General features: G+C 65.4%; 23 protein-coding genes. 22 read left to right on the top strand and 1 reads right to left on the bottom strand.

The window, feature by feature from the left end:
* Positions 1 to 7: 7 nt before the first annotated feature.
* The 19 genes from C996_RS0111315 to C996_RS0111225 all read left to right on the top strand — a co-directional run bounded on the left by C996_RS0111315 (position 8) and on the right by C996_RS0111225 (position 17,490).
* Positions 8 to 1,036, top strand: a complete 1,029-nt coding sequence (locus C996_RS0111315; protein WP_018867552.1) for an FAD-dependent oxidoreductase — start codon at positions 8 to 10, stop codon at positions 1,034 to 1,036.
* Positions 975 to 1,847, top strand: a complete 873-nt coding sequence (locus tag C996_RS0111310) for a hypothetical protein (RefSeq protein ID WP_018867551.1) — start codon at positions 975 to 977, stop codon at positions 1,845 to 1,847. Before C996_RS0111315 ends, C996_RS0111310 begins: the two co-directional genes overlap by 62 nt.
* Before the next feature lie 49 nt (positions 1,848 to 1,896).
* Entirely contained in the window at positions 1,897 to 2,613 is a 717-nt protein-coding gene (locus tag C996_RS0111305) for a 4Fe-4S dicluster domain-containing protein (RefSeq protein WP_018867550.1), read from the top strand.
* Entirely contained in the window at positions 2,606 to 3,517 is a 912-nt protein-coding gene (locus C996_RS0111300; RefSeq protein ID WP_018867549.1) for a CoB--CoM heterodisulfide reductase iron-sulfur subunit B family protein, read from the top strand. Before C996_RS0111305 ends, C996_RS0111300 begins: the two co-directional genes overlap by 8 nt.
* A gap of 110 nt (positions 3,518 to 3,627) precedes the next feature.
* On the top strand, positions 3,628 to 4,074 hold the full coding sequence (locus C996_RS0111295) for a glycine cleavage system protein H (RefSeq protein WP_018867548.1): 447 nt from the start codon (positions 3,628 to 3,630) through the stop codon (positions 4,072 to 4,074).
* An 8-nt stretch (positions 4,075 to 4,082) separates the two neighbouring features.
* The gene (locus C996_RS0111290; RefSeq protein WP_026279299.1) at positions 4,083 to 4,490 is read left to right on the top strand and encodes a DsrE family protein; all 408 of its coding nucleotides are present in this window, start codon (positions 4,083 to 4,085) and stop codon (positions 4,488 to 4,490) included.
* A gap of 36 nt (positions 4,491 to 4,526) precedes the next feature.
* Positions 4,527 to 4,964, top strand: coding sequence for a glycine cleavage system protein H (locus tag C996_RS0111285; protein WP_012982053.1), 438 nt, complete (start codon positions 4,527 to 4,529; stop codon positions 4,962 to 4,964).
* Positions 4,965 to 5,070: 106 nt separating this feature from the next.
* Positions 5,071 to 6,252, top strand: coding sequence for a radical SAM protein (locus C996_RS0111280; protein ID WP_018867546.1), 1,182 nt, complete (start codon positions 5,071 to 5,073; stop codon positions 6,250 to 6,252).
* A complete protein-coding gene (locus C996_RS0111275; RefSeq protein ID WP_018867545.1) occupies positions 6,245 to 7,339 on the top strand; it encodes a biotin/lipoate A/B protein ligase family protein in 1,095 nt (364 codons plus the stop codon). The genes C996_RS0111280 and C996_RS0111275 overlap by 8 nt, the downstream gene beginning before the upstream one ends.
* Positions 7,340 to 7,361: 22 nt before the next feature.
* On the top strand, positions 7,362 to 8,444 hold the full coding sequence (locus tag C996_RS0111270; RefSeq protein WP_018867544.1) for an NAD(P)/FAD-dependent oxidoreductase: 1,083 nt from the start codon (positions 7,362 to 7,364) through the stop codon (positions 8,442 to 8,444).
* 54 nt (positions 8,445 to 8,498) lie between these two features.
* Positions 8,499 to 9,671 carry a radical SAM protein gene (locus C996_RS0111265; protein ID WP_018867543.1) on the top strand — a complete coding sequence of 391 codons (1,173 nt, stop codon included), beginning with the start codon at positions 8,499 to 8,501 and terminating at the stop codon, positions 9,669 to 9,671.
* A 284-nt stretch (positions 9,672 to 9,955) separates the two neighbouring features.
* Positions 9,956 to 11,242: an OmpP1/FadL family transporter gene (locus C996_RS0111260; RefSeq protein ID WP_018867542.1), complete on the top strand. Its 1,287-nt coding sequence runs from the start codon at positions 9,956 to 9,958 to the stop codon at positions 11,240 to 11,242.
* A 206-nt stretch (positions 11,243 to 11,448) separates the two neighbouring features.
* Positions 11,449 to 12,402 carry a hypothetical protein gene (locus C996_RS0111255; RefSeq protein WP_026279298.1) on the top strand — a complete coding sequence of 318 codons (954 nt, stop codon included), beginning with the start codon at positions 11,449 to 11,451 and terminating at the stop codon, positions 12,400 to 12,402.
* A gap of 154 nt (positions 12,403 to 12,556) precedes the next feature.
* Complete coding sequence (locus C996_RS0111250) at positions 12,557 to 12,985, top strand: hypothetical protein (RefSeq protein WP_018867540.1); 429 nt, start codon at positions 12,557 to 12,559, stop codon at positions 12,983 to 12,985.
* A 3-nt stretch (positions 12,986 to 12,988) separates the two neighbouring features.
* Positions 12,989 to 14,032 carry a lipoate--protein ligase family protein gene (locus tag C996_RS0111245; protein ID WP_018867539.1) on the top strand — a complete coding sequence of 348 codons (1,044 nt, stop codon included), beginning with the start codon at positions 12,989 to 12,991 and terminating at the stop codon, positions 14,030 to 14,032.
* A gap of 47 nt (positions 14,033 to 14,079) precedes the next feature.
* Entirely contained in the window at positions 14,080 to 14,463 is a 384-nt protein-coding gene (locus C996_RS0111240; protein ID WP_018867538.1) for a hypothetical protein, read from the top strand.
* Between the two features lie 55 nt (positions 14,464 to 14,518).
* The gene (proV, locus tag C996_RS0111235) at positions 14,519 to 15,724 is read left to right on the top strand and encodes a glycine betaine/L-proline ABC transporter ATP-binding protein ProV (protein ID WP_018867537.1); all 1,206 of its coding nucleotides are present in this window, start codon (positions 14,519 to 14,521) and stop codon (positions 15,722 to 15,724) included.
* Between the two features lies 1 nt (position 15,725).
* Positions 15,726 to 16,568, top strand: a complete 843-nt coding sequence (locus C996_RS0111230) for a proline/glycine betaine ABC transporter permease (RefSeq protein WP_018867536.1) — start codon at positions 15,726 to 15,728, stop codon at positions 16,566 to 16,568.
* Between the two features lie 52 nt (positions 16,569 to 16,620).
* The gene (locus C996_RS0111225) at positions 16,621 to 17,490 is read left to right on the top strand and encodes a glycine betaine ABC transporter substrate-binding protein (protein WP_018867535.1); all 870 of its coding nucleotides are present in this window, start codon (positions 16,621 to 16,623) and stop codon (positions 17,488 to 17,490) included.
* A 376-nt stretch (positions 17,491 to 17,866) separates the two neighbouring features.
* Here the strand turns inward: C996_RS0111225 and C996_RS0111220 are convergent, their stop codons facing one another.
* Complete coding sequence (locus C996_RS0111220; protein ID WP_018867534.1) at positions 17,867 to 18,184, bottom strand: hypothetical protein; 318 nt, start codon at positions 18,182 to 18,184, stop codon at positions 17,867 to 17,869.
* Positions 18,185 to 18,403: 219 nt separating this feature from the next.
* Here C996_RS0111220 and C996_RS0111215 point away from each other — a divergent pair, with 219 nt between their 5' ends.
* Genes C996_RS0111215 through C996_RS0111205 form a run of 3 tightly spaced genes read left to right on the top strand, consistent with a single transcriptional unit; the run spans position 18,404 to position 23,030 of the window.
* Entirely contained in the window at positions 18,404 to 19,264 is an 861-nt protein-coding gene (locus C996_RS0111215) for a CbbQ/NirQ/NorQ/GpvN family protein (protein WP_018867533.1), read from the top strand.
* Entirely contained in the window at positions 19,261 to 21,816 is a 2,556-nt protein-coding gene (locus tag C996_RS0111210; RefSeq protein ID WP_018867532.1) for a nitric oxide reductase activation protein NorD, read from the top strand. Before C996_RS0111215 ends, C996_RS0111210 begins: the two co-directional genes overlap by 4 nt.
* Positions 21,813 to 23,030: an acetoin utilization protein AcuC gene (locus C996_RS0111205; protein ID WP_018867531.1), complete on the top strand. Its 1,218-nt coding sequence runs from the start codon at positions 21,813 to 21,815 to the stop codon at positions 23,028 to 23,030. The genes C996_RS0111210 and C996_RS0111205 overlap by 4 nt, the downstream gene beginning before the upstream one ends.
* The last annotated feature ends 40 nt before the right edge of the window (positions 23,031 to 23,070 follow it).

Genomic DNA, 23,070 nt, shown 5'->3' with positions numbered 1-23,070 from the left:
TCTAGTAGTGGGTGGTGGCCCGGCCGGTCTGGCCGCCGCCGCGAATGTCACCTCGGCTGGCTTCAAGGCCGTGATGGTCGAGAAGGAAGACGTCCTGGGGGGCGCCCCGATCCTCTCGGGCTACGCCAAGCTGGTGCCCTCCGGCGAGTGGGCGAAGGACGCCATCGGCCGCATGGTCAAGCGTGTCGAGGATGACTCGAACGCCACCGTGCACAAGGGTGCCAAGGTCGAGAAGGTGGACGGCGAAGCCGGCAACTTCACCGCGACCCTGACCAATGGCGAATCGGTCCAGGCCGGCGCCGTGGTGCTCGCCACCGGCTTTACCCATTTCGACTCCATCAACAAGCCGGAGTGGGGTTTCGGGACGTACGAAGACGTCCTGACCACCACCCAGATGGAGCAGATGGTCGCCAGCGGCAAGATCGCCTGCCCGTCCGACGGCCGTGTGCCCGAGCGGGTCTGCATCCTGCTGTGCGTGGGTTCCCGTGACCGCCAGATCGGCCGCGAGTGGTGCTCCAAGATCTGCTGCACCGTGTCCGCCAACCTGGCGATGGAGATCAAGGAGATCTCGCCTGAAACCGACGTGTTCATCTACTACATGGACATCCGGACCTTCGGCCTGTACGAAGACAAGTTCTACTGGAAGTCCCAGGAAGAGTTCAAAACCAAGTTCGTCAAGGCGCGTATCGCCGAAGTGACGGCCTCTGGTGATGGCCGCCTGCTGGTCAAGGGCGAAGACACCCTGGTCAAGCGTCCGATCGTCATCCCGTTCGACATCGTGGTGCACGCGATCGGCATGGACCCGAACGCCGACAATCCCGAGATCTCGCAGGTCTTCGGTGTCGGGCTCGAGAAGCACGGCTTCCTGGAGCGCGCCGAGCAGTACACCAACACCTGTGGCACCACCCGCAAGGGCGTCTATTCCTGCGGTGCGGCCTACGGTCCCGAGACGATCGATGACTCGATCGCCCAGGGTGCCGCCGCTGGTGGTCGCGCGGTTGCGGATCTGCATGCGCTGGTTCAGAAAGCCGGCTGAGGTCGTTAGCGACGCGGCGGCTTCCGGGCTTGCCCCGGAGCCGCTGGAGGTCAGCTTCGACAAGGAGATCCTTGCGACGAAGCTGAACAGTCTGAACGAGGCCATCGCCGAGGCCGGCGGGGTCGACGGACTGGAGACCTTCATCGAGGCCCTGCGGTCGAAGCACGAGGTGTTTGCCGCGATCGTGGCCAAGGGCGACGAGATCGATGCCGAAGATGTCCGGACCCTTGGCGGTCTGGTGTTCTCGGTCCGGCGTAAGCTGGGCGCGTTGATGGCCGAACGACAGGGTGCGCTGGTCGACGGGGTTCGGGCGCTGGTGCGGCCGGATGTCGAGGTCAACGAGCGCCTCGCCGGGTTCGCGGACCTGGCGGCCGACGACAAGAAGCTGCGGCGAGCGATCTGGGACTTCGGTGCCGAGATCCTGCACTTCGCGGACCCCGAGGCCATGCCGCTGGCGTGTCGCTGGGTCTGGGATACGTCGACCACGACGGGTGCGCTGCGGGAGTTTATCCGCGGCAATGACACCCTCCGCTCGATCCCCATCGGGGATTCGGTCGGGGCGATCGAGGGGGCGCGGCGCTGGTTTTTCGATGCGCTGGCCGAGGAGGGCTTCTATCGGGACCTGCCGTTCGTGACGGACCTGGTCTGGGTGCAGGCCTATTCGGACTATGCCCGGTCGCTGTCGATGAGTCTGGGGATGATCGACAACCAGTTCGGTACCAAGCAGGACCCGCTGGAACTGGCTGTCAAGATGTTGGGGATCGACTCCCCGGAAGGTCGCCTGAAAGGAACCGATGCGTCGCTGCATTGAATAACGGAACGAACTTGAGCCTGGCTACACAGGTTTTCGGAGAGACGTCATGGCAATACATGAAAAGGCACTGATCGAGGACGAGCGCCTCCAGCAGCACGATGAGCTGGTGGTCGACGGGGTGGATGTGTCCGGCCACTGGAACACCATGATCGCCCCGCGCACGGTGCGCGATTACGACGACGATTTCGAATCGAAGATCCAGAGCTTCGCGGGTGGCGAAAACGTCCACCGCTGCTGGCAGTGCGGGTCGTGCACGAACTCCTGCACGATGTACGCGCAGAACGTGCAGTTCAATCCGCGCTACTGGATCTACCTGACCCGCCTGGGCATGAAGGAAGAGCTGGTCAAGGACAAGGACATCATCTGGCAGTGCGTCTCGTGCAACAAGTGCACGAACATCTGCCCGAAGGACGTGAAGCCTGAAGGTGTGATGAAGGCCCTGGCGCACTGGATGGAAGAGGAAGGGATCACCGAGAAGGCCCCGTCCACGCACTTCGACGAAGAGTTCGCCGACCAGATCTACAAGACCGGCCGCATCGAAGACGGCAAGGTCATGCAGAACTTCTTCAAGAAGACCGGCCAGCCGCTGGTGCAGGAATGGCTGAAGGTGTTCATCTTCCGCATGATGAAGCACCTGCCGGTGAAGCATCTGATGGCGATGGGCTTCAACACGATTCATACGCCGCGCACGAAGTCCTGGGGCAAGACCGGGGACGTGCTGAAGAATTACGTGCGCGAACAGAAGGAGGCCGCTCATGGCTAAGGTTGCTTACTATCCGGGTTGCGCGCTCGAGGGCTCCGGTGGGCCGTACGACCGCTCCACCCGCGTGCTGGTCAAGGCGCTGGGTCTCGAGATGGAGAACCTGCGGGACTGGAACTGCTGTGGCGCGATGGAGGTGAAGAACGTCCATCCCATGCTGCAGACCTACCTGTCCGCGCGGAACATGGCGATTGCCTCCGAGCAGATGGGCATGGACACCGTGATGGCGCCGTGCAACGGCTGCTACCACAACCTGAAGAAGGCCGAGTACGAGACCGCCACCTCCGAGGACGCGATGAATACCGTCCAGGATCTGGCGCGCAAGTCGGACGACCCGGTCTACAGCGGCGACGTGCGCACGCTGCACCTGCTCGAGTGGCTGATGGAAGAGCTGGGTCCCGAGGGGATCAAGCAGAAGATGACCAAGAGCCTGAACGGCATCAAGGTCGCCAACTACTACGGCTGCATGTATACCCGGCCGCGCCAGATCTTCCCCGAGAAGGACAACGGCCCGGGTTCCGACTCCAGCTACCAGCCGCACTTCATGGACGACCTGCTGGGTGCCGCCGGCGCGGTGAACGTCGAGTACCCGCTGAAGACCTCCTGCTGCGGCGGGGCACATACGCTGTCGGATTCCGACACCTCGACCCAGCTGGTGCTGAACCTGCTGCAGTCGGCCGAGGACTCCGGCGCGGAGGTGATCGCGACCGAGTGCCCGACCTGCCACTCCGGCCTGGAGATGCATCAGGTGCGCGCCGAGACCGAGTTCGGGATCAAGACCGACGTGAAGGTGTTGTACTTCACCCAGCTGCTGGGTCTGGCCATGGGCCTGTCCCCGCGCAAGCTGGGCATTCACGAAAACGTGAGTGACTCGATCGGTCTGCTGAAGGAGAAGGGGGTCATCTGATCCCTGGCTCCATGCCCAGCATGGCCCATTGACGAGTTCAGAAGACGGGCGCCTGGCGCCCGTTTTTTGTGGAGGCACGGGTCCGCTCGGTCCCGGGAACGAGGCGAAACATGGATTGCAACGGCTGCGAGTTTCACCCTGAACTGTTCTACGACGACGAGTTCCAGATCTGGCTGCGCCGCGAGGACGACGACACCCTGACCGTGGGGATGACCGACCTGTCGCAGACGATCGCGGGGAAGATCATCCACGTGCGCGTCCGGCGCCCCGGCACGCGACGCCCCCCGGGCAAGCCGGTGGCGACCATCGAGAGTGGCAAGTGGGCAGGCCCGATCCCGAACTTCATCGACTGCAAGATCGTCGAGGGGAATGACGAGGTGCTGGAGAATCCGGTGCTGCTGAACTCGGACCCGTACAATGCCTGGATCGCCCGGGTCGAGCCGACCAACGGGGTCGAGGCGGCGCTGGAGGAATTCCTGACCGGGGACAAGGCCGAGGAAGGCTATTGCAAGCGGGCCAAGGATGATGACATCCAGTGCCAGCGCAAGCTGCGGTGAGCGAAACCATGGCGAATCTCGACGACGACTACTACCTGGACAACGACGAGCAGACGGTCGTGATCATCATGACCTCGGGCCCGTCGACGCCGGGGCGCTGTGCCACCCCGTTCTATCTCGGTTCCGTGATGGCGTCCATGGACGTGGATGTCTATATCTTCTTCACTATGGAAGGTGTGCGCCTGATGGAGAAGGGGGTCGCGGACGACCTCCGGGCCATGGAAGACGGCAAATTGATCAAGGATTTTATTCAGGACGCGAAGCGCGCCGGAGTGCGGCTGCACGTTTGCCAGCCCGCGCTGCCGGGGTATAGAATCGACGCGTCTTCGGATCTCATCGACGAAGTCGATGAAGTGAATCGGGCGAGCGAACTAGCCGACCTGATACTACGCAGTGATAAAACGATAACGTTTTAATTTTCCCGCTTTATTTGAATATTCCTGGAGGAAGACATGGGTGCAGTTCGGGGTTGTGATATTCCGGAAGATCTGATGTACAACGTTGAAAACAACGTTTGGGTGCGCAAGGAAAGCGACGGTACCGCGACGGTCGGCCTGACTTCCTACGCCTGTTCGCTGGCGGGCACGATCGTGTCCTACACCCCGAAGAAGGTTGGCAAGACGGTCAAGAAGGACAAGTCCTGCACCACCGTCGAATCCGGCAAGTGGGTGGGTCCGGCGAAGACCCCGGTCACCGGTGAAGTCACCGAGACCAATGACAAGGTTGCTGCCAATCCGGGGCTGATCAACGAAGACCCCTACGGCGAAGGCTGGCTGATCAAGCTGAAGCCGGAAGACTGGGACGGCGAAGTCGGCGATCTGAAGACCGGCTCCGATGCCCTGGCGGCCTTCGAAGCCAAGATGGAAGCGGACGGTTTCGGCGGCTGCTGATCCCGTTTCCGGTCCGGGCCGCCGTTCCCTCGAGGTCGGCGGCCCCTTTTTTTCGGTAATACCCGAGTAAAACCTTCAAGAAATTCGCCGAACCCGGAGAACGCCCATGACGAGCTGGAACGATGTAATCCAGCGGGTCGAGCCCCTCGAGGACGTCCCTGTCGATCCGTCGCTGGTTGATGACCTCCAGCACAGCCTGCGACACAGCGGTGACCCGGGTTCGGTGCACTTCTACACCCCGACGTTCAAGTCCTATCAGTCGACGGAACTGGCCGATTGCGGCAAGAGTGCCTGGCCGGCCATGTCCATCACCGGCGGTGACTGCAAGCTGGCCTGCGATCACTGCAAGGCGAAGATACTGGAGCCGATGATCCCCGTCCGCACCCCGGAGGATCTCTGGCGCCAGGTGAATGGTGTGATCGAGTCCGGTGCCCAGGGCATGCTGCTGACCGGAGGCTCCAACCATCGCAACGAGGTGGAGTACGACCCGTACTACTCCACCATCCGCCGGATCAAGGACGAGTTCCCCGAGTTCCGTATTGCCATGCACACGGCGCTGGTGGATGACGACATCGCGTTGTCCATGGATCAGGCCGGCATCGACGCGGCCATGATGGACGTGATCGGGGCCCAGGACACGATCACGCAGGTCTACCACCTGCGGCGCAGCGTGGATGATTTCGAGCAGACCCTCGAGAGCCTGGTGAACACCAACATGAAGGTGGTCCCGCATATCGTGATCGGTCTGCACTACGGCAAGCTGCTGGGCGAGTGGAACGCGCTGGAGATGCTGGCGCGCCATCTGCCCGACGCGGTGGTGCTGGTGGTGGTCATGCCGTTCTACGCCCCGGCCAGCCGTCCGTTCGAGACCCCGGACGTGCACGCGGTCGGTCGCTTCTTCCATGATGCGCGCGAGCGCCTGGGCGATACGTCGCTGCTGCTGGGTTGCGCGCGGCCGCCGGGCGAGGCCAAGAGCCAGATCGACAGCTACGCGGTGATGGCAGGACTGTCCGGCATCGCGCACCCGGCCGAGGGGGTGGTCGAGCTCGCTGCGCGCCTGGGCAAGAAGGTCCGGGTCACGCCGGCCTGCTGTTCCATCGCGGTCGGCGACGAGGTCATGGCCGAGGACGCCGGCGTCGGCAGCGGCGTTGAGCTGGACCTCGACACCATCGTGGCGGAGGAGACCCGCCGTCGGGAACAGGAGCGCAAGGCGCGCCAGGGCCTGGGCGGCATCCGCATCGTGACCGAAGGCGGCGAAGTGGCATCCGGGGGTGGCTGTCATGCCTGAACGCGATCAGACGACCCTGCGCGTCCTGGACACCGGGCTGCGCCCGGCGGCCGAGAACATGGCCTTCAACCGCTCGTTGCTGGAGTGTCACCAGGAAGGCGTTTCCCCGCATACCCTGCGCTTCCTGCAGTTCGAGCCCTGCGCGCTGGTGGGCTTTCACCAGAACGTCGACCAGGAGATCAACACCGAGTACTGCAAGGAGCACGGGATCGCGATCCAGCGGCGCATTACCGGCGGCGGTGCGATCTATTTCGATGCCACGCAGCTCGGCTGGGAGCTGTACCTGGACAAGCGCTTCCTCGGCACGGCGGACATGGGCCAGATCGCCGCCCGCATCTGCAACGCGGCGGCCGCGGGCATGCGCTCGCTGGGCGTGGACGCGCAGTTCCGCCCGCGTAACGACATCGAGGTCGATGGCCGCAAGATCTCCGGTACCGGCGGCGCTTTCGATGGCGAGTCGATCATGTATCAGGGCACGCTGCTGATCGAATTCGATGTAGAGGACATGCTGCGCATCCTGCGCATTCCGGCCGAGAAGCTCTCGAACAAGGCGATCGAGTCCGCCCGGGACCGGGTCGTGAACCTGGCGACGCTGCTGGAGGAGATGCCGGCCCTGGATGTGGTGAAGGACGCCATCGTGCGTGCCTTCGCCGAGGAGTTCGGTGTGCGCACCGAGGCCGCCGATCTGCTGCCGGAAGAGCGTCGCGCCTTCGACGCGGCCCTGGCCGAGATCGATACCGAGGAGTGGGTGTACCAGCGCAACCGCCCGGCGACCGATGCCCCGATGTTCGAGAGCATCTTCAAGTCCGACGGTGGCCTGATGCGCGTGGGTGCGGCGCTCGATCCCGAGCGCAAGCGCCTCAAGCAGCTCTGGATTACCGGCGATATCTTCGTCAAGCCGGCGCGGACCATCGCGGATCTGGAAGCCGCCCTGCGCGATACGCCGCAGGCGGAGATGGAGGATCGCGTGCGCGCCTTCTTCGCGGAACGCGACGTGGAGATGCTGCAGCTGACGGCCGACGACTTCATCGCCGCCATCCAGTCGGCCCTGGCGCAGGCCGAGGTCGACTCGGCGGCCGCGCAGTGAGCCGCGCCGGGAGCCTTCGCTGATGCTGCCGTCCAGGGTCGATGTCCTGGTGGTGGGGCTGGGGCCTGGCGGGGCCTCCGCCGCGCGCGTGTGTGCCGCGGCCGGGCTGTCGGTGCTGGCGGTCGAGCGCAACAAGGCGTTTGGCGAGCCGGTGCAGTGCGCCGAGTTTATCCCCAACCCGATGGGCGCTTATGCAAAGCCCGAGGGCGTTCTGCTGCAGCGCATCGATTCCATGCAGAGCTTCCTGCCCTCCGGCACCGTCGAGCATTCCGACTTCCCCGGCCTGATGGTGGATCGCGGCGAGTTCGACCGCGCCATCATCCGAGCGGCCGAGGCGAACGGGGCGCAGCTGGTCACCTCCACGCCGCTAATGGCGGTGGATGCCGAGCGTCACGTCGCCCGGGTGAAACATCAGGGCGCGGAGCAGGAGGTCGGCTATCGCGTGCTGATTGCCGCCGACGGTCCGCATTCTCCGGTCGCCGAATCGCTCGGCCTGGAGTCTCTGCCCACGGTGCAGACGCGCCAGTACACCGTGCCGCTGAAAAAGGCCTATACCGCAACCGATGTCTGGCTCTCCGACGATTATCCGGGTGGCTACGCGTGGCTGTTCCCCAAGGGGGAATGGGCCAACCTTGGTCTGGGCGCCGACAAGCGGATCGCCGGTGACCTTAAGGCCCCGCTGGAGTCCCTGCACGCCCAACTTGTGGAGCAGGGCCTGCTGGGCGAAGAGATCCGCTATCGCACGGGCGGGGCGATCCCGGTCGGCGGTCTGCGGGAGTCGCTGGTGGCGGGGGATGTCCTGTTTGTCGGCGATGCCGCCGGGCTGACCCACCCGATCACCGGCGCCGGCATCGCCGCCGCCGTGGTGTCGGGCGAGGCCGCCGGCGAGGCCGCGATCGGCCACCTGGAAGGCGCTGCCGAGGCCTTTGCCGACTACGACGAGGAGATGCGCGACCAGTACGGGCCGGCGCTGGAACGGGCCTGCGAACGGCGTGCCTTCCTCAACGAACACTGGCGAACCCCGCGGGCGCAGGAAGACGCCACCCAGCGCCGCGGATGGATTGCATTTTCCGAGTATTTCAACGATGGTGACCGGGCCGCGTAATCGGACCCGGTCGACGGATGCCTGGCATCCCCGAGACAACGCTGGAGGAACCCCATGAGTGCAAGTGCAGAGGAGATGGTCGCGCCGATCAACTTTTACCGGCCCGACTATCACATCAAGACCCCGGACATGCGTTCGCCGGAGTACGTGCAGATGTCCACCGCGGCCGCGATCACGCTGGGCCTGGTGCCGGGCACGATGCATCGCACGTCCTGCACGCACTGCCTTAACCTCCTGGTGACCTATCCGGAAGGCTGCCGCGCCAACTGCTCCTACTGCGGCCTGGCCCGCCACCGCGAGGAATCGCGGGACTACGCCGATCGCAACTTCATCCGCGTCGACTGGCCGACCGCCAAGTACGACGAGGTGATCGAGCGCGTGAAGAATCATGCCGACGCCGGTCAGTTCGAGCGCATGTGCATCTCCATGATCACGCATCCGAACTCCGATGCCGACACCGTCGAGCTGCTGGAGCGCTGGGTCGCCGAGGTCAACCATATCCCGGTGTCGATCCTGTCGAACCCGACCACCATGAGCTATGAAGACCTCCAGCTCCTGCGCGACAAGGGCGCGGACATCTTCACGGTCGCGCTGGACGCGGTGACCCCGGAGATCTTCGAGCGCACCCGTGGCAAGTCGGTGGAGAGCCCGCATACCTGGGACAAGTACTGGCAGTCCATCGAGTGGGCCGCCGAGATCTTCGGCCCGGAGAAGTTCGGCGCGCACCTGATCTGCGGCATGGGCGAGACCGAGGAAGAGATCCTGCAGGTCTGCCAGCGCATCCGCGACCTGGGCGGTCATAACCACATGTTTGCCTTCTTCCCCGAAGAGGGCTCGCTGATGGAAGACTGGAACCCGGTCCCGCGTGACCAGTGGCGCCGCGTGCAGCTGGGCCGCTTCGTCATCGACTACGCCGGTGGCCGCATCGACGACATGAAGTTCAATGCCGACGGCCAGGTGGTGGACTTCGGTCTGCCGCAGTCCGAGGTCGAGGAACTGATCGCCTCCGGCAAGCCGTTCCAGACCTCCGGCTGCCCCGGCAAGTCGGACGAGGAGGTCTCGGCCTGTAACCGTCCATATGGCGATTCCAGCCCGACGGACATCCTGTCGTTCCCGTTCGCGCTGAACAGCAGCGACGTCGGGTTCGTCAAGCGGCAGATGGCCGGGGAGGACGTCGGCACCTTCGACTTCGACGCCGACGAGGCGGAAGACGAGAAGACAGCCTGAAAACGATAGTGGTAGTATCCAGCGAAAGCCCCGGCATCCCCGGGGCTTTCGCACGTCAGGGGATCAATAAGACTTTTTGAATATTCAGGTTTCGAGCAGGGTTATCAAGGCCATTCCGAAGAGTGCCCTTGAACAGACCTGCCGAAAAACTCGCGCCACGGTCGGTCACCGTGGCGCGAGGCGTGGGAACACCATCAAGACCGGACCGGCGGCATTACAAGGGGGCCGCGCGTAACCGGGGTGTTCGCACAACACAACAAGAAGACCACCAAAGGAGATACAAAATGGAAGCACGCATCATTCGCCGCAGCCTGGTGACGATCGCGGTCGGCCTGGCCATGGGCTCCGCCGGCGTCGCGCACGCCACCAACGGCTACTTCGCCCACGGCTACGGCACCAAGGCCAAGGGCATGGGGGGCGTCGGTATGGCGATCTCCCAGGATTCCTACGCACCCGCGATCAACCCGGCCGGCATCGCAGGCATGGAAACCCGCATCGACGGGTCTTTGGCTTACTTCCGTCCCGAACGTTCCGTAACGTTTGAGGGTGCACCCACGGTCGACAGCGATAGCAAGAATTTCTTCATCCCGTCGATCGGTTATGTGCAGCAGATTGACGAGAACCGCTCCTGGGGTATCGCCCTGATGGGTAACGGAGGATTGAATACAGACTATCCGGCGATCACGAACATGTGTCCGGATGGACAAGGGGGCATGGAACCGACCCCGAACGCGGGCTTGTTCTGTGGAGGAACAGCGGGCGTTAATCTGGAACAGTTGGCGATTATCCCTACCTACGCGCAGAAGTTTGCCGACGGCAGGGTGAGTGTGGGCTTTAGCCCGATTATTAGCTATCAGCGATTCGAGGCCAAGGGTATTGGTGCCTTCGCGTTTGACGATCAAGGCAATCCCGTCAGCGTGAGCCCTGAGCACGTCAGTGATAATGGTACGGATACGACTTGGGGCTATGGTGCTCAGATTGGTTTCCAGGCAGAGGTTGCTGATGGAGTGACCTTGGGCGGGAGTTATCGCTCCAAGATCCGCAATGGCGATTTCGACGACTATCGTGGACTGTTCGCGGGTGGAGGCAGCTTCGACATTCCGTCGACCTATGGCCTGGGGGTCTCCGCCGAAGTCACGCCTGCCGTGACCCTTAGTGCCGATTACGTTCGGATCAACTACTCCGACGTCGATGCGATCTCGAACCCCAGTACCAATCAGGCCCCGCTGGGTTCTGCGGGCGGTCCCGGCTTCGGCTGGCGTGATATCAACATCATCAAGCTGGGTGCGCAGTTTGAAACCGGCAATGACTGGACCTGGCGTGTTGGCTATAACCGGGGCCAGAACCCGATTCGCTCCCGCGATGTTACGTTCAACATCCTGGCACCGGGTGTGATGGAAGATCACTTCACGGCTGGTTTTACCAAGAGCTTCGGTTCGCAGCATGAACTGAGCTTTGCGGCCATGTACGCTCCGAGTAAGAGCGTCACCGGCCCGACGCCTTTCGGAGCTGACGCCACGATCGAGATGAAGCAGTACGAGCTCGAGATCGGGTACGCGTACCGGTTCTGATCGGGAGGTCCGGGGCGGTCGCTTGACCGCCGTGGGCTTTGGTATTGCGCGTCCGGGAGGGGCGCGCCGGTCTTGAGGGGAAGGCCGGATTCGCCAGGGAGGGCGGGTGATTCTGAAGTTCGTGACGCACTGGGGGGTGCGTTCCGGGCCCTTTTTCCTGCCGAGCGATCCGCTCGAACTTATTAGAGAATTCAAAGGAGGATGCCATGCGAGCAATCCACGCATTGCGCCGGAGTGTCCGTGCCGTCGGCATGTTCGCGGCGGTTGCGCTGTTCGCGGCGAGCCAGACCGTGGCGGCGGACAACTACCGTCCGTTCGTGCTGGCCTACACTGAAGCGGGGACGGATGTCTCCGCCGAGGCCGCCAGTGTGCGGGAACGCCTGGAGGGGGCCGACTTCCGGTTCCTGGGCGAATACCCGGTCAGTGACGACCGGCATGTGGTCGTGGTGACCCACGATGATCTGCTGGCGGTGGCCGGCTCCGAGGCACGCGGCGGCTACATCGCCCCGATCCGTGTGTCCGTGACGGCCGTCGATGGCGAACTGCAGGTGAGTTACAACAACCTGGAGTATTTCCGTCATGCCTACCGCCTGGATGTGCCGGTATCCGGCGTCAGCGACCGGCTGGCCAGTACCCTCGGAGCGGAGCGCGACTTCGGGTCCGAGGACGGCATGAGCGAGCGCGACCTGAATCGCTATCGCTACACCTTCGGCATGGAGCGCTTCGATGCGCCCTACGAGCTGGCCAGCCATGGCAACCGGGGGAGCGCGTTGAGCGAGCTGGACAGCAACCTGGGCAACCGGGTCGCCGGGGTCAGCGAGATCTACCGGGTGGATATCCCGGGCCAGGACGTGACCGTGATCGGTGTGGCCGTGCGCGAGTCCGACGGGGCGGCCCAGGACTCGGCCGATCTGCACCAGCTTGGCATCGTGGACGTGGGCGAGTTCCGCCATACCGCGACGGTGCCGATCGAGATCCTGGTCCGCGGCGGCGAGGTCGAGGCCCTGCACATGCGATTCCGCAAGGCCCTGCACTTCCCGGATCTGCGCATGCTGGGTGACAACAGCTTCATGCGGCTGCGCAGCTCGCCCGGCGCGCTGGAAGAGACCCTGAAGGAAGTCGCGGGTTACGAAGAAGAGGATACCGGCTTCGAGTGGTAAGACCGCAGGAGACCGCCTGCGCCATGGAACGGCGCAAGGGTGCGCGGAATTCCCGCGTAGCCCACTCAAGAACCCCGGTCCGCCGGGGTTTTTTTACGATCCGGACATGCACTTGTTTTATGCTCCCGCAACACTCGCGGCAGGACGCACATCCATGAAATCGATGAAGATCGCCAACATTGGCGAGATCCGCAACGAACTCAACAAGTACAAGAAGGGCAAGAAGCTCGATATCCACCAGTTCAACCAGGTGGCGCGCCTGGCCTGGCTGGGCAAGATCGTGATGCAGCCGCTCGATCTGGAAGACCCGGACTGCAAGTCCTTCCTGGTATATATCCAGGAGCCGGAAGAGCTGGCCGCGCATTTCCTCGATACCGACCAGGAACTGACCGGCGGCATCCACATCATCGATGGCGAGCAGGCGATGGCCATGGTCGAGATCATGCGCAGCGGGGTCGAGGAGCGCGCCAAGCTGTACGAGGATCTCTCCCGCAGTGACTTCTATTTCCGCTATTTCTACCAGCCCGGCCAGGAGGACAAGGCAGACGACTCCAGTGCCGGACAGGACAAGCCCGAGGGCTGACACTTGGTCGCATCCACGGTAACCCCGGAGTGGATCGACGCCGGGGCCCGATCCGCCGAAGAACTCCACGCGCTGTATACCGGTCTTGCGGCCTCCACCGCTCCGGATGCGCCCCCGCGTATCCTGTGGGTGCACGCGCACGAGCCGCATATCTCGATCGGGGCCAGCCAGGACGCGGAATCTGACCTGGATCTGGCCGCCTGCGCCGAACAGGGTGTGCCGGTCGTGCGGCGTCCACTGGGCGGCGGCTCGGTCTGGGTGGACGCCGACCAGGCCTGTTTCTTCCTGATCCAGCCGCGCCAGGTGCTGGCCCGCGGGCATCGCCACCTCTTCGCCGTGGGACTGGGCATCGCCATGGATGTGCTGCGCGCACTCGGTCTGGAGGGCGTGGAGGCCCGGGGCCAGGATGTCTGGGTCCAGGGGCGCAAGATCATGGGGACTGGGGCCGCAACGCTCGACGAGGGCTGTGTGTTCGGCGCCAGTTTCCTGCGACATTTCCCGGTCGAGCGCTTCCTCGCCTGCGTGTATGCCCCCAGCGAGGGCTACCGTGACTGGTTGCGCCCGGCGCTGGAGACGGGCATGACCGACTGCGCCCGCCAGTGTCCGCAGGTCCCCGCGCCCGCGCAGGTCGAGGCGGCCCTCCAGGGTGTCCTGGAACGCCGTTTCGGCATTCCGGCACGCCGGATCGAGCCGGACCGGGCGACCCTCGATCAGTGGCTGGCGCTGGGGCGCGAGGAGCTGACGGACCTCGCCGACGGCCAGGGATCGCCGTCGGTGCGCGATGGCATCCGCGTGAACCGCGACAATCACGTGTTCGAGACCCGCGGGGCCTGCGGGCGCCTGCGCCTGCACGTCGAGGGGTCGCATATCGCGCGGATCTGGTGCGAGGATGCGGCCACCACCGCCATCCTGGAGGAGCGCCTGGTCGGTGAATCGCCGGAACGCCTGCGCGTGCGCTCGCGCCTGAACGGCCAGCTCGATGCCCGCATGGTGGATGAGATCAGTGCCCGCATCGACGGGCTTTATCGCGGAATCGCAGCGGCCTGACAGGCCCCGGTCCCGAGCCCCCTCCCCACGAACGCCGGAGAAGCCGCATGTCCGAACCGACGATCGAACGCCGCCTGGAGAAACGCCTGATCCTGATGACCCAGGACGGCGCGATGGCCGAGCGCCTGCAGGCCCATCTGCCGCCGGAGTGGCAGTTGCACCAGGTCACCGACCTGGATGAGCTCGGGCCTTGGAACGAGATCCTGCTGTACCGATTCCTGCTGCTGGACCTGGACGAGATCGAGGCCTTTGATCCGCTCGACGTGATCCGGATGCTGCGCATGGAATACCAGATCAACCTTCCGGTATTCTGCTTTGGTGGCGATCAGGACATCCAGGATGAAATGCGCCTGGCCCGCGCCGATCGCTTCTTCGGGCGCGACGAGATGATCGACAAGCTGCCCGAATTCGTCCGCCAGTACGACTGGTAGCCATCGGCCCGCGCGGGGCCTGGCGCCGCGAGGTTTGTTGCAGGGAGATCGTCGAATGGACCCCATCATCCGGGTGCGCGAGTTGTACAAGGTCTTTGGCCCGAACCCGCAGGAGGGTCTGCGGCTGATCGAGGACGGGCTCGACAAGGACACCATCTTTGAGCGCACCGGCAACACGGTGGGCGTGAAGGACTGCAACCTGGATATCGCCGAAGGCGAGATCTTCGTGGTGATGGGGCTGTCCGGGTCCGGCAAGTCCACCCTGGTGCGGCTGCTGAACCGCCTGATCGAGCCGACCGCGGGGACCGTCGAGGTCCGCGGGCGTGACGTCACGCGCATGAGTCAGCGCGAGCTGATCCGGCTGCGCAGCGAGGATCTGGCGATGGTGTTTCAGTCCTTCGCGCTGATGCCGCACAAGACCGTGATCGACAACGCCGCGCTGGGGCTGGAGATCGCCGGCGTGGGCCGTGCCCGGCGCCGCGAGCGCGCGCTGGAGGCGCTCGACCAGGTTGGTCTGAAGGCCCATGCCCGCAGTTATCCCGACGAACTCTCCGGCGGCATGCAGCAGCGCGTGGGACTGGCGCGGGCGCTGGCGACCGACCCCTCCATCATGCTGATGGACGAGGCCTTCTCCGCGCTGGATCCCCTCATTCGGACCGAGATGCAGGACCGGCTGCTGGATCTGCAGCGCGAGCACCGGCGTACCGTGGTGTTCATCTCCCACGACCTGGACGAGGCCATCCGCATCGGCGATCGCATCGCCATCATGCAGGGCGGCGAGGTGGTGCAGGTTGGCACGCCCAAGGAGATCATCCTCGATCCAGCCAACGAATACGTGCGTTCGTTCTTTCACGGGGTGGACATCACCCAGGTGTTCCAGGCGCGCGACATCATGGACAGCGAGACCATCCCCGTCCTCGCGGCGGATACCACGGCCGGCGAGGCCCGTAGCCGCATTGCGCGCGTGCCCGGCAACGAGGCCGTGATCGTCGATGCCGCGGGGCGTTTCCAGTCCGTGGTTCAGGCCAAGCGCCTGGGCGAGCTGACCGTGGACCGCCCCGCGAGCGAGGTGGCCGTGGAGGTCGAGCCGGTGGGCGAGGACACGCCTCTCGCGAATCTCCCGGGCCGGGCGGCGCAGGCGCCAGTGTCCATCCCGGTAGTGGATGCGGAAGGACAGTTCCGGGGGCTGGTGACCCTGCAGCGCCTGGTCGAGGCCCTGGATCGCAGTCGGAACGCGGCCGCCGCGAACGGAGATCACTGACATGGAAGGACGCATCAACATCCCCGTGGGGGACTGGATCGAGACCGCGGTCGACTGGATCCTCGACAATCTGGAGCCCGCGCTGGACGGCATCGCCTGGTTCCTGGGGCTGCTGACCAACTCCTTCGAGGGGGCGCTGCTGGCGATCCCGGCGTGGCTGCTGGTGCTGATCCTGGTCGGGCTCAGCTGGTGGCGGGTTAGCTGGCGCTTCGGCATCTTCGCCATCGTGGCGCTGGGGCTGATCCTGGGGATGGACCTGTGGGAGCCCACGATCAAGACGCTGTCGCTGGTGCTCGCGGCGACCGCCGTCGCGCTGGCGATCGGCATGCCGGTGGGTGTGGCGATGGCGCGCAGCGACTGGGTCGAGGCGGCGATCCGTCCGGTGCTGGACCTGATGCAGACCATGCCGCCGTTCGTCTATCTGATCCCGGCGGCGATCTTCTTCGGGCTGGGCACCGTGCCGGGTGCGATCGCCACGGTGGTGTTCTGCATGCCGCCGGTGGTGCGCCTGACCAACCTTGGTATTCGCCAGGTCAACCGCGAGCAGATCGAGGCGGGGCTGGCGTTTGGTTGCAATCGGCGCCAGCTTCTGACCAAGATTCAGTTACCTCTGGCGATGCCGTCCATCATGGCCGGCATCAACCAGACCATCATGCTGGCACTCTCCATGGTGGTGATCGCGTCGATGATCGGTGCCGGCGGGCTCGGCAATACCGTGCTGACCGGTATCCAGCGGCTCGATGTCGGGCTGGGGTTCGAGGGCGGCCTGGGCGTCGTGATCCTCGCCATCCTGCTCGACCGGATCACCCAGAGCGTAGGGCTGCGGCGCAAGGCGAGCGGCTGATTCGGGCTCGTGCGCGGCGCCATCCGTTTCACTCGAAGGAAGGAGTAGCAAGATGAACAAGACACTGACTTCAACCCTGCTGGGCGGCGTGCTGGCCGCCTCCATGGGCCTGTCCACCGCGCAGGCCGACGATATCCAGATCGGCTGGACCGCATGGTCCGACGCCGAGTTCGTGACCAAGCTGGCCGAACGCGTCATCGAGGACGAGATGGGTTATTCGGTCGAACTGATCCAGACCGACATCGCCCCGCAGTATCAGGGCCTGGCCTCCGGCGATATCGACATGATGCTGATGGCCTGGCTGCCGGGGACCCATGCCGACTATATGGAACGTGTCGGGCAGGACGTGGTGAACCTCGGCCCGCTGTACGGCAATGCCCGCCTGGGCTGGGTGGTCCCGGGCTACGTGCCCGAGGATGAACTCGGCTCTATCGAGGATCTGAAGAAGGACTCGGTCCGCGATCGCCTGGACGGCCGCATTACCGGGATCGACCCCGGCGCGGGCCTGACCCGGCTCTCGGAAGAGGCCCTCGAGACCTACGGCCTGGACGGCTACAGCCTGCAGATCTCCTCCGGGGCGGGCATGACCTCCGCGCTGGACCGGGCGATCCGTCGTGATGAATGGATCGTCGTCACCGGCTGGAGCCCGCACTGGAAGTTCGGCGCCTACGACCTGCGCTACCTGGAAGACCCGGAAGAGGCCCTGGGCGGCTTCGAGCGTATCCATGCCCTGGCCCGCGAGGGCTTCGCCGAGGAGTATCACGATGTCGCCATGATGATCTCGCGCATGCACCTGAACCTGGACGTGCTGGAAGAGGCGATGTTCTACGCCCAGGAGAACTCCTACGCCGAGGCCGTGGACCGCTTCATCGAGGACCATCCGGAGTACGTGCAGTACTGGGTGACCGGCGTGATCGACTGATCAGCACGGACTACCCGCAGCACCCGAAAGCCCCGCCCCGGCGGGGCTTTCTTTGTTCAGGCCACTGCATTTTGTTTCACCACGAAGCGCACGAAGGCACGAAGAAGGGCAAGGGCTATTGCAGCACGGAGGGGGCGGAGGGCACGAACAGCACGGAGAAGTTCGGTTCAGGGGCGGACGACGGGGCGAATGGAACACGTTGTCGGCATTCTCCGGTCACGATGAAGATTGGCGGGCGTCCGGGATGGCGGGGGCGGGTGCTTTGAGCGGGCCGCTACTGTGGCTGGTCCAGAAACGCGAAAGGCCCCGGGCGGGTCGCCGCGGGGCCTTTGAGTGACGCGCCCCGGGACGAGCCGCGGGGTGGGGCGATCCGGGATCAGCCGATCCAGGCGTGCTCCAGCACGTCGATGCGGATCTTCTCGTGGAAGGTCTCGCCGTTGCCCTCGATCACCAGGTCGCCAATGCGGGTGCCGGCGGTATCAAAGCTGAACTTGCAGTCGAAGCTGCCCGGCAGGGACACGCTGCCCTCGCACAGGATTTCGCCTTCCACCGAGAACTTGCAGCTGGCGCTGCCGGAGCCGTTCAGCATGGCCTGGACCCGGAATTCCTCGTTGATCGGACGGCGGTACACCTCCGGGTCGCGGTTCGGGTTGTACTGCAGGTTGTTCAGCTTGACGAGTTTGACAAGTTTCATACCGGGTCCTCTGTTGAAGCGCTGAATCCGAGTGACGGGCGCCTTTGCACGCCCAACCCCGCAGCCGTGGGGCGTTTGGTTCATGCAAGTGCGCAGGTTCGATAGAATATAAACAGCAAATGATACAACAAAGCCTGCGCGAACACGATTGGCCGCCCGCCCAGCGCGCTGGAGGGTAACGCCGCGCACGCGCATACACCAGTCCCTGCCGGAGATCCCATGAAGAACCTGATCAACCGCATCCGCGGTGTGGAACGCGATGTCATCGAGAAGCCGGGGGACGCGGGCGGTGCCCCCTTCTACAAGCCCCAGGGTGACGAGATCGAGATCTTTCAGGCGGCCTACTCCAAGCGCCTGCCGGTGATGCTCAAAGGCCCCACCGGCTGCGGCAAGACCCGCTTTCTCGAGCATGTGGCGCACACCTTGGGCCAGCCGCTGGTCACCGTGTCCTGCCACGAGGACCTGACCAGCTCCGATCTGGTCGGCCGCTTCCTGCTGGAAGGCGAAGAGACCGTCTGGCAGGACGGCCCGCTGACCCGTTCGGTCAAGGAGGGCGCGATCTGCTATCTCGACGAGATCGTCGAGGCACGCACCGATACCACCGTGGTCATTCACCCGCTGACCGACCACCGTCGCCAGCTGCCGCTGGACAAGAAGTCCCAGATCATCGACGCGCACGAGGACTTCATGCTGGTGATCTCCTACAACCCCGGCTACCAAACGGTATTGAAGGACCTGAAACCGTCCACCAAGCAACGCTTCGTCGGCATCCACTTCGACTACCCGGCTGAGGACGTCGAACGCGAGATCGTGGCCAAGGAATCCGGCGGCCTGGATGCCGACCGCGTGGAAAAACTCGTCGCGGCCGGGCGCAAGGCCCGGGCCCTGAAGGACCACGGGCTGGAAGAGGCGACCTCCACCCGGGCGCTCGCCTATGCCGGCGAGCTGATGCAGGCCGGTCTGAGCCCGCGTGTGGCCTGCCGTGCCGCGATGATCGCCCCGATCACCGATGACCCCGAGCTGATCCAGGCGCTGGAAGAGATCTTCGACGCCCACTTCCCCGAGTCCGAAGCCGCGTGAGCGATACCGCGACCAACGGCGGCGCGAAACCGGAGGCGGAAGAACTCGTCGAGATCGAGGAAATCCTCCAGCACCTGGAGGACATCAGCTTCGTCGCCCACCGCGACACCAAAGAGGCCCTGCCGGCCATCCGCCCGTTTGGCGTCACCATTGCGCGGCGCTGGATCGAGACGGCCCGCGACCTGTTCTTCCATGACCGGGAGTCCGGCAAGAGCTTTATGCGTCACTCCGCGCGGCTGGCCGAGCACATGCAGACGGTGGAGCTGTGGCTGGAACAGGCGACCCGCTTCAAGGAGTGGGTCAATTCCAACTACGCGCTGGAAGGCTTCATGGCCCAGGCCGACCGGGTCTACGCCACATGGGGCGAGGAAGGCGAGCGCGAGTGGGCCGAGATCGGCCTGCGCTGGTGCGCGCGCAGCCTGCCGGATGCCCGGGCCTATTTCGAGACCGACTTCGAGAAGCTCGCCGGCGGGCGTGGCATCGACGGCCTGCGCGCCCTGATCGAGCCGGCCGAGACGCTGTTCGACGAACGCGGCCTGACCCTGGACGCCTATCTCGAGGGTGCACCGATCGCCCGCAACCTGGTCGGCGACCAGGGCCTGCTGTCCTGGGCGCGGCGCGGCGCGGACCTGCTGAAGGCCGGGCGCTCGCGCGGCGAGGCCTACTTTCGTCTGGAGAGCGACGAGAGCCTGAAGCTGCTGCTGGAGGCATTGCCGGGCTTTCGCCCTCGCATGCACGGGCGCTTCCTGCGTCTGGTGCTGATGGCCTGGCTGGACGCCGACATCCCGCTGGCCGATTCCAGCTGGAAGCCGGGCGAGGGCCGCCCGATGCTCGAGACCGACGGCCGACGGCTGTACATGCCGGCGGTGATGGACTCGCGCGAGGAGGCGATCGTCGCCACCCAGCATGCGGCCGCGCATCTCGCCTTCGATACCTATGCGCACAGCGACGTGGAGCGCCTGTTCGCACGCGCCGGCGCCGAGCATCCGCCGCTGGACGACAAGTCGCGCATCACCTGGCGCCCGCTGTTCGCGCCATTCGAGGCGCGCATGTTCCGCTTCCAGGTGCTGTTCGATCTGGCCGAAGATCTGCGCGTAAATGCGCGCCTGGCCCCGCGCATCCCGAACTTCCTGCCACGCCTGGTGGCGCTGGCCGAGGTCCACGGTCGCCCGGAGGGCGTGGCCGGCGTCTATTTCGACTTCGCACTGCAGGCCCACCAGGCCCTGCTGCGCGACGAGCCGCAGGACCCGCGTCTGGCGCGTGTGCTGGAGCCGGACGCGGACGTCGTAACCGCCTGGGCGGTCGGCGAGGAGCTGTTCGCCGACGAGGCCTTCCCCGAGATCACCATCGAGGATCGCGCCGAGGCCTATCTGCCCGGGCTGTCGCTGAACCAGTCGCTGCCGGTGTATCCGCAGCGCAAACGCGACGGCAGCCTGGCCGACTTCCGCGACCACGAGGCGCACGACGAGCACCGCTTCGAGCATCAGAAACAGGAAGAACAGCCGCAGCAGGCCCCGGAGCAGGCGCAGAAGGACCCGGACGCCGACATCCAGACCCCGCAGCAGGAGACTTCCGGCACCGGCGGGCGCATCGGCACGGGCATCCCGCAGCCGGCGCAGGTGGCCAAGCGCGCCGCGCCCTACACCCCGAAGAAGGACGGCATCCCGTATCCGGAGTGGGACTACCGCGAGCAGCGCTACATCTCCGACTGGGTGAATCTCTACGAGCGGGTGCTGGACGACGAGGACCCGGAGCGGGCGGCCACCATCCTGTCCGAGAACGCCGACACCCTGAAACGCCTGACCCGCGGCCTGGAGATGCAGCGCCCGATGCGCCTGGCGCCGCTCAGGAAACAGCTCGACGGTGACGAACTGGATACCGAGGCGGTGATCGACTACATCGCCGACAAGAAGGCGGGGCTGTCGCCCAAGGCCTTCATCTACCGCCGCCGTGCGGTGCAGCACCGCGATACCGCCGTGCTGATGCTGGCGGACATGTCCACCTCGATCATGGCGCGCCACCCGGGCGGGCAGGGCAAGATCGTCGACCGCGTGCGCGAGGGGATGATGCTGTTCGCCGAGGCGATCGAGAAGGTCGGCGACCCCTACGCGATCTCCGGCTTCGCCTCCAAGCAGCGCGACCAGGTCAACTACTACTGGCTGAAGGACTTCAACGAGGACCTGAACGACACCGTCCGCGCCCGCATCGCCGGGGTTTCCGGGCGTCTGGCCTCGCGTATGGGCGCGGGCATTCGGCACTCGCTGGAGGCATTCCGGCGCAGCTCGGCCCAGCGCCGGCTGCTGCTGATCCTGTCCGACGGCCGCCCCGCTGACTACGACGACGGCGGCGATCAGCGCTACCTGCACGAGGACACGCGCATGGCGATGAAGGAGGCGGTGGACGCCGGCGTGCACCCGTTCTGCATCACCCTGGACCCGTCCGGTTCGGAATACCTGCCGGCGATCTTCGGTCCCGGCCACTACACCATCATCGACCACGTGGACGAGCTGCCGCGCCGTCTGCCCGAGATCTACCTGAGGCTGCGCCAGTGAGTGCCACCCCCGAAGCCATTGACGCCTCCACCGGGGCCGCGGCCCGGCACCCGGAGCCGGCCCGTCGTCATGCCACGCTGTTGCATGCCCCGCGCTATCGCGGGCACAGCTACGGCGACAACCACCCGCTCGGGATCCCGCGTGTCTCGCTGACCATCGACCTGATCGAGGCCTACGACGCGATCACCCCGGCGGAGATGGCCGTCACCCGCCGCGCCCAGCCCGCCGAGCTCGAGTGGTTCCACACCCGCGAGTACGTGGCCGCGATGCAGCGCGCCGAGGCGCTGGGCAAGGTCTTCCAGCGCTACCGCGACCGCCACAACATCGGCAACTTCGAGAACCCGTTCTTCGCCGGTTTCTTCGCGACCCCGGCCACTGCGACTTTCGGCTCCATCCAGGGCGCCGAGGTGGTGCTGGACGGGCGCATGGCCTTCAACCCGGCCGGCGGCATGCACCACGCCGCACCCGACCAGGCCCGCGGCTTCTGCTACTTCAATGACCCGGCGCTGGCGATCCTGCGCCTGCGCCAGGCCGGGCAGCGCGTACTCTATCTGGACATCGACGCCCACCACGGCGACGGGGTCGAGGCCGCGTTCACCGACGATCCGGACGTGCTCACCGTCTCCCTGCACATGGACACCGAGTATGGCTATCCCTTCGAGGGCGGGCGCATTGAGGACACCGGACCGCTGGGCAACGCCGTCAACCTGCCGCTACCGAAGGAGACCAACGACACGGAGTTCCGCGCCGCCTTCACGGCCGTCTGGGAGGCCGTGCGCACCCGCTGGCAGCCGGATGCGGTCGTGGTCCAGGCCGGGACCGATGCGCTGCTGCCGGACCCGCTCGGCAAGTTCGGCATCTCCACCCAGTGCTTCCTCCAGTGCATCGACGACGTGATCGAGACCAGCCCGCGCCACGCCGACGGCACGCCGAAGCTCCTGGTCCTGGGTGGCGGCGGTTATCACCCGCTGGCGCTGGCACGCTGCTGGACCGGGGTCTGGGCCCTGCTGACTGGTCGCGAGCTACCCGCCGCGATCCCGGCGGCCGGCCAGGCCCTGCTGCGCGAGGTCGACTGGGACATGGACGAGGAGGAGGACTGGTACGAGAACCTGTTCGTCTCCCGCCTCGACGCCGACCGCTCGGGCCCAGTCCGCCCCGAGCTCGAGGCGCGACTGGCGCAGCTGCGCGCCACACACCCCTTGCTGCGCGGCTAGCGCGGGCGGCCTGGCCCTGCGGCGGCAGGGGCGGCGTCCT

It is taken from the genome of Thioalkalivibrio sp. ALE25, assembly GCF_000377285.1.
GTDB lineage: Bacteria > Pseudomonadota > Gammaproteobacteria > Ectothiorhodospirales > Ectothiorhodospiraceae > Thioalkalivibrio.
The sequence above is the reverse complement of the archived record's forward strand: the minus strand, read 5'-3'. Positions and strand labels throughout refer to the sequence as shown.

What these genes read in the sequence shown, in the direction of transcription:
- C996_RS0111250 (WP_018867540.1), top strand. Translation starts at nt 12,557, where the DNA reads ATGAAATCGATGAAGATCGCCAACATTGGCGAGATCCGCAACGAACTC.
- C996_RS0111215 (WP_018867533.1), top strand. Translation starts at nt 18,404, where the DNA reads ATGAAGAACCTGATCAACCGCATCCGCGGTGTGGAACGCGATGTCATC.
- C996_RS0111280 (WP_018867546.1), top strand. Translation starts at nt 5,071, where the DNA reads ATGACGAGCTGGAACGATGTAATCCAGCGGGTCGAGCCCCTCGAGGAC.
- C996_RS0111220 (WP_018867534.1), bottom strand. Translation starts at nt 18,184, where the DNA reads ATGAAACTTGTCAAACTCGTCAAGCTGAACAACCTGCAGTACAACCCG.
- C996_RS0111225 (WP_018867535.1), top strand. Translation starts at nt 16,621, where the DNA reads ATGAACAAGACACTGACTTCAACCCTGCTGGGCGGCGTGCTGGCCGCC.
- C996_RS0111255 (WP_026279298.1), top strand. Translation starts at nt 11,449, where the DNA reads ATGCGAGCAATCCACGCATTGCGCCGGAGTGTCCGTGCCGTCGGCATG.
- C996_RS0111240 (WP_018867538.1), top strand. Translation starts at nt 14,080, where the DNA reads ATGTCCGAACCGACGATCGAACGCCGCCTGGAGAAACGCCTGATCCTG.
- C996_RS0111305 (WP_018867550.1), top strand. Translation starts at nt 1,897, where the DNA reads ATGGCAATACATGAAAAGGCACTGATCGAGGACGAGCGCCTCCAGCAG.
- C996_RS0111260 (WP_018867542.1), top strand. Translation starts at nt 9,956, where the DNA reads ATGGAAGCACGCATCATTCGCCGCAGCCTGGTGACGATCGCGGTCGGC.
- C996_RS0111230 (WP_018867536.1), top strand. Translation starts at nt 15,726, where the DNA reads ATGGAAGGACGCATCAACATCCCCGTGGGGGACTGGATCGAGACCGCG.
- C996_RS0111285 (WP_012982053.1), top strand. Translation starts at nt 4,527, where the DNA reads ATGGGTGCAGTTCGGGGTTGTGATATTCCGGAAGATCTGATGTACAAC.
- C996_RS0111270 (WP_018867544.1), top strand. Translation starts at nt 7,362, where the DNA reads ATGCTGCCGTCCAGGGTCGATGTCCTGGTGGTGGGGCTGGGGCCTGGC.
- C996_RS0111295 (WP_018867548.1), top strand. Translation starts at nt 3,628, where the DNA reads ATGGATTGCAACGGCTGCGAGTTTCACCCTGAACTGTTCTACGACGAC.
- C996_RS0111265 (WP_018867543.1), top strand. Translation starts at nt 8,499, where the DNA reads ATGAGTGCAAGTGCAGAGGAGATGGTCGCGCCGATCAACTTTTACCGG.
- C996_RS0111290 (WP_026279299.1), top strand. Translation starts at nt 4,083, where the DNA reads ATGGCGAATCTCGACGACGACTACTACCTGGACAACGACGAGCAGACG.
- C996_RS0111300 (WP_018867549.1), top strand. Translation starts at nt 2,606, where the DNA reads ATGGCTAAGGTTGCTTACTATCCGGGTTGCGCGCTCGAGGGCTCCGGT.
- C996_RS0111275 (WP_018867545.1), top strand. Translation starts at nt 6,245, where the DNA reads ATGCCTGAACGCGATCAGACGACCCTGCGCGTCCTGGACACCGGGCTG.
- proV (WP_018867537.1), top strand. Translation starts at nt 14,519, where the DNA reads ATGGACCCCATCATCCGGGTGCGCGAGTTGTACAAGGTCTTTGGCCCG.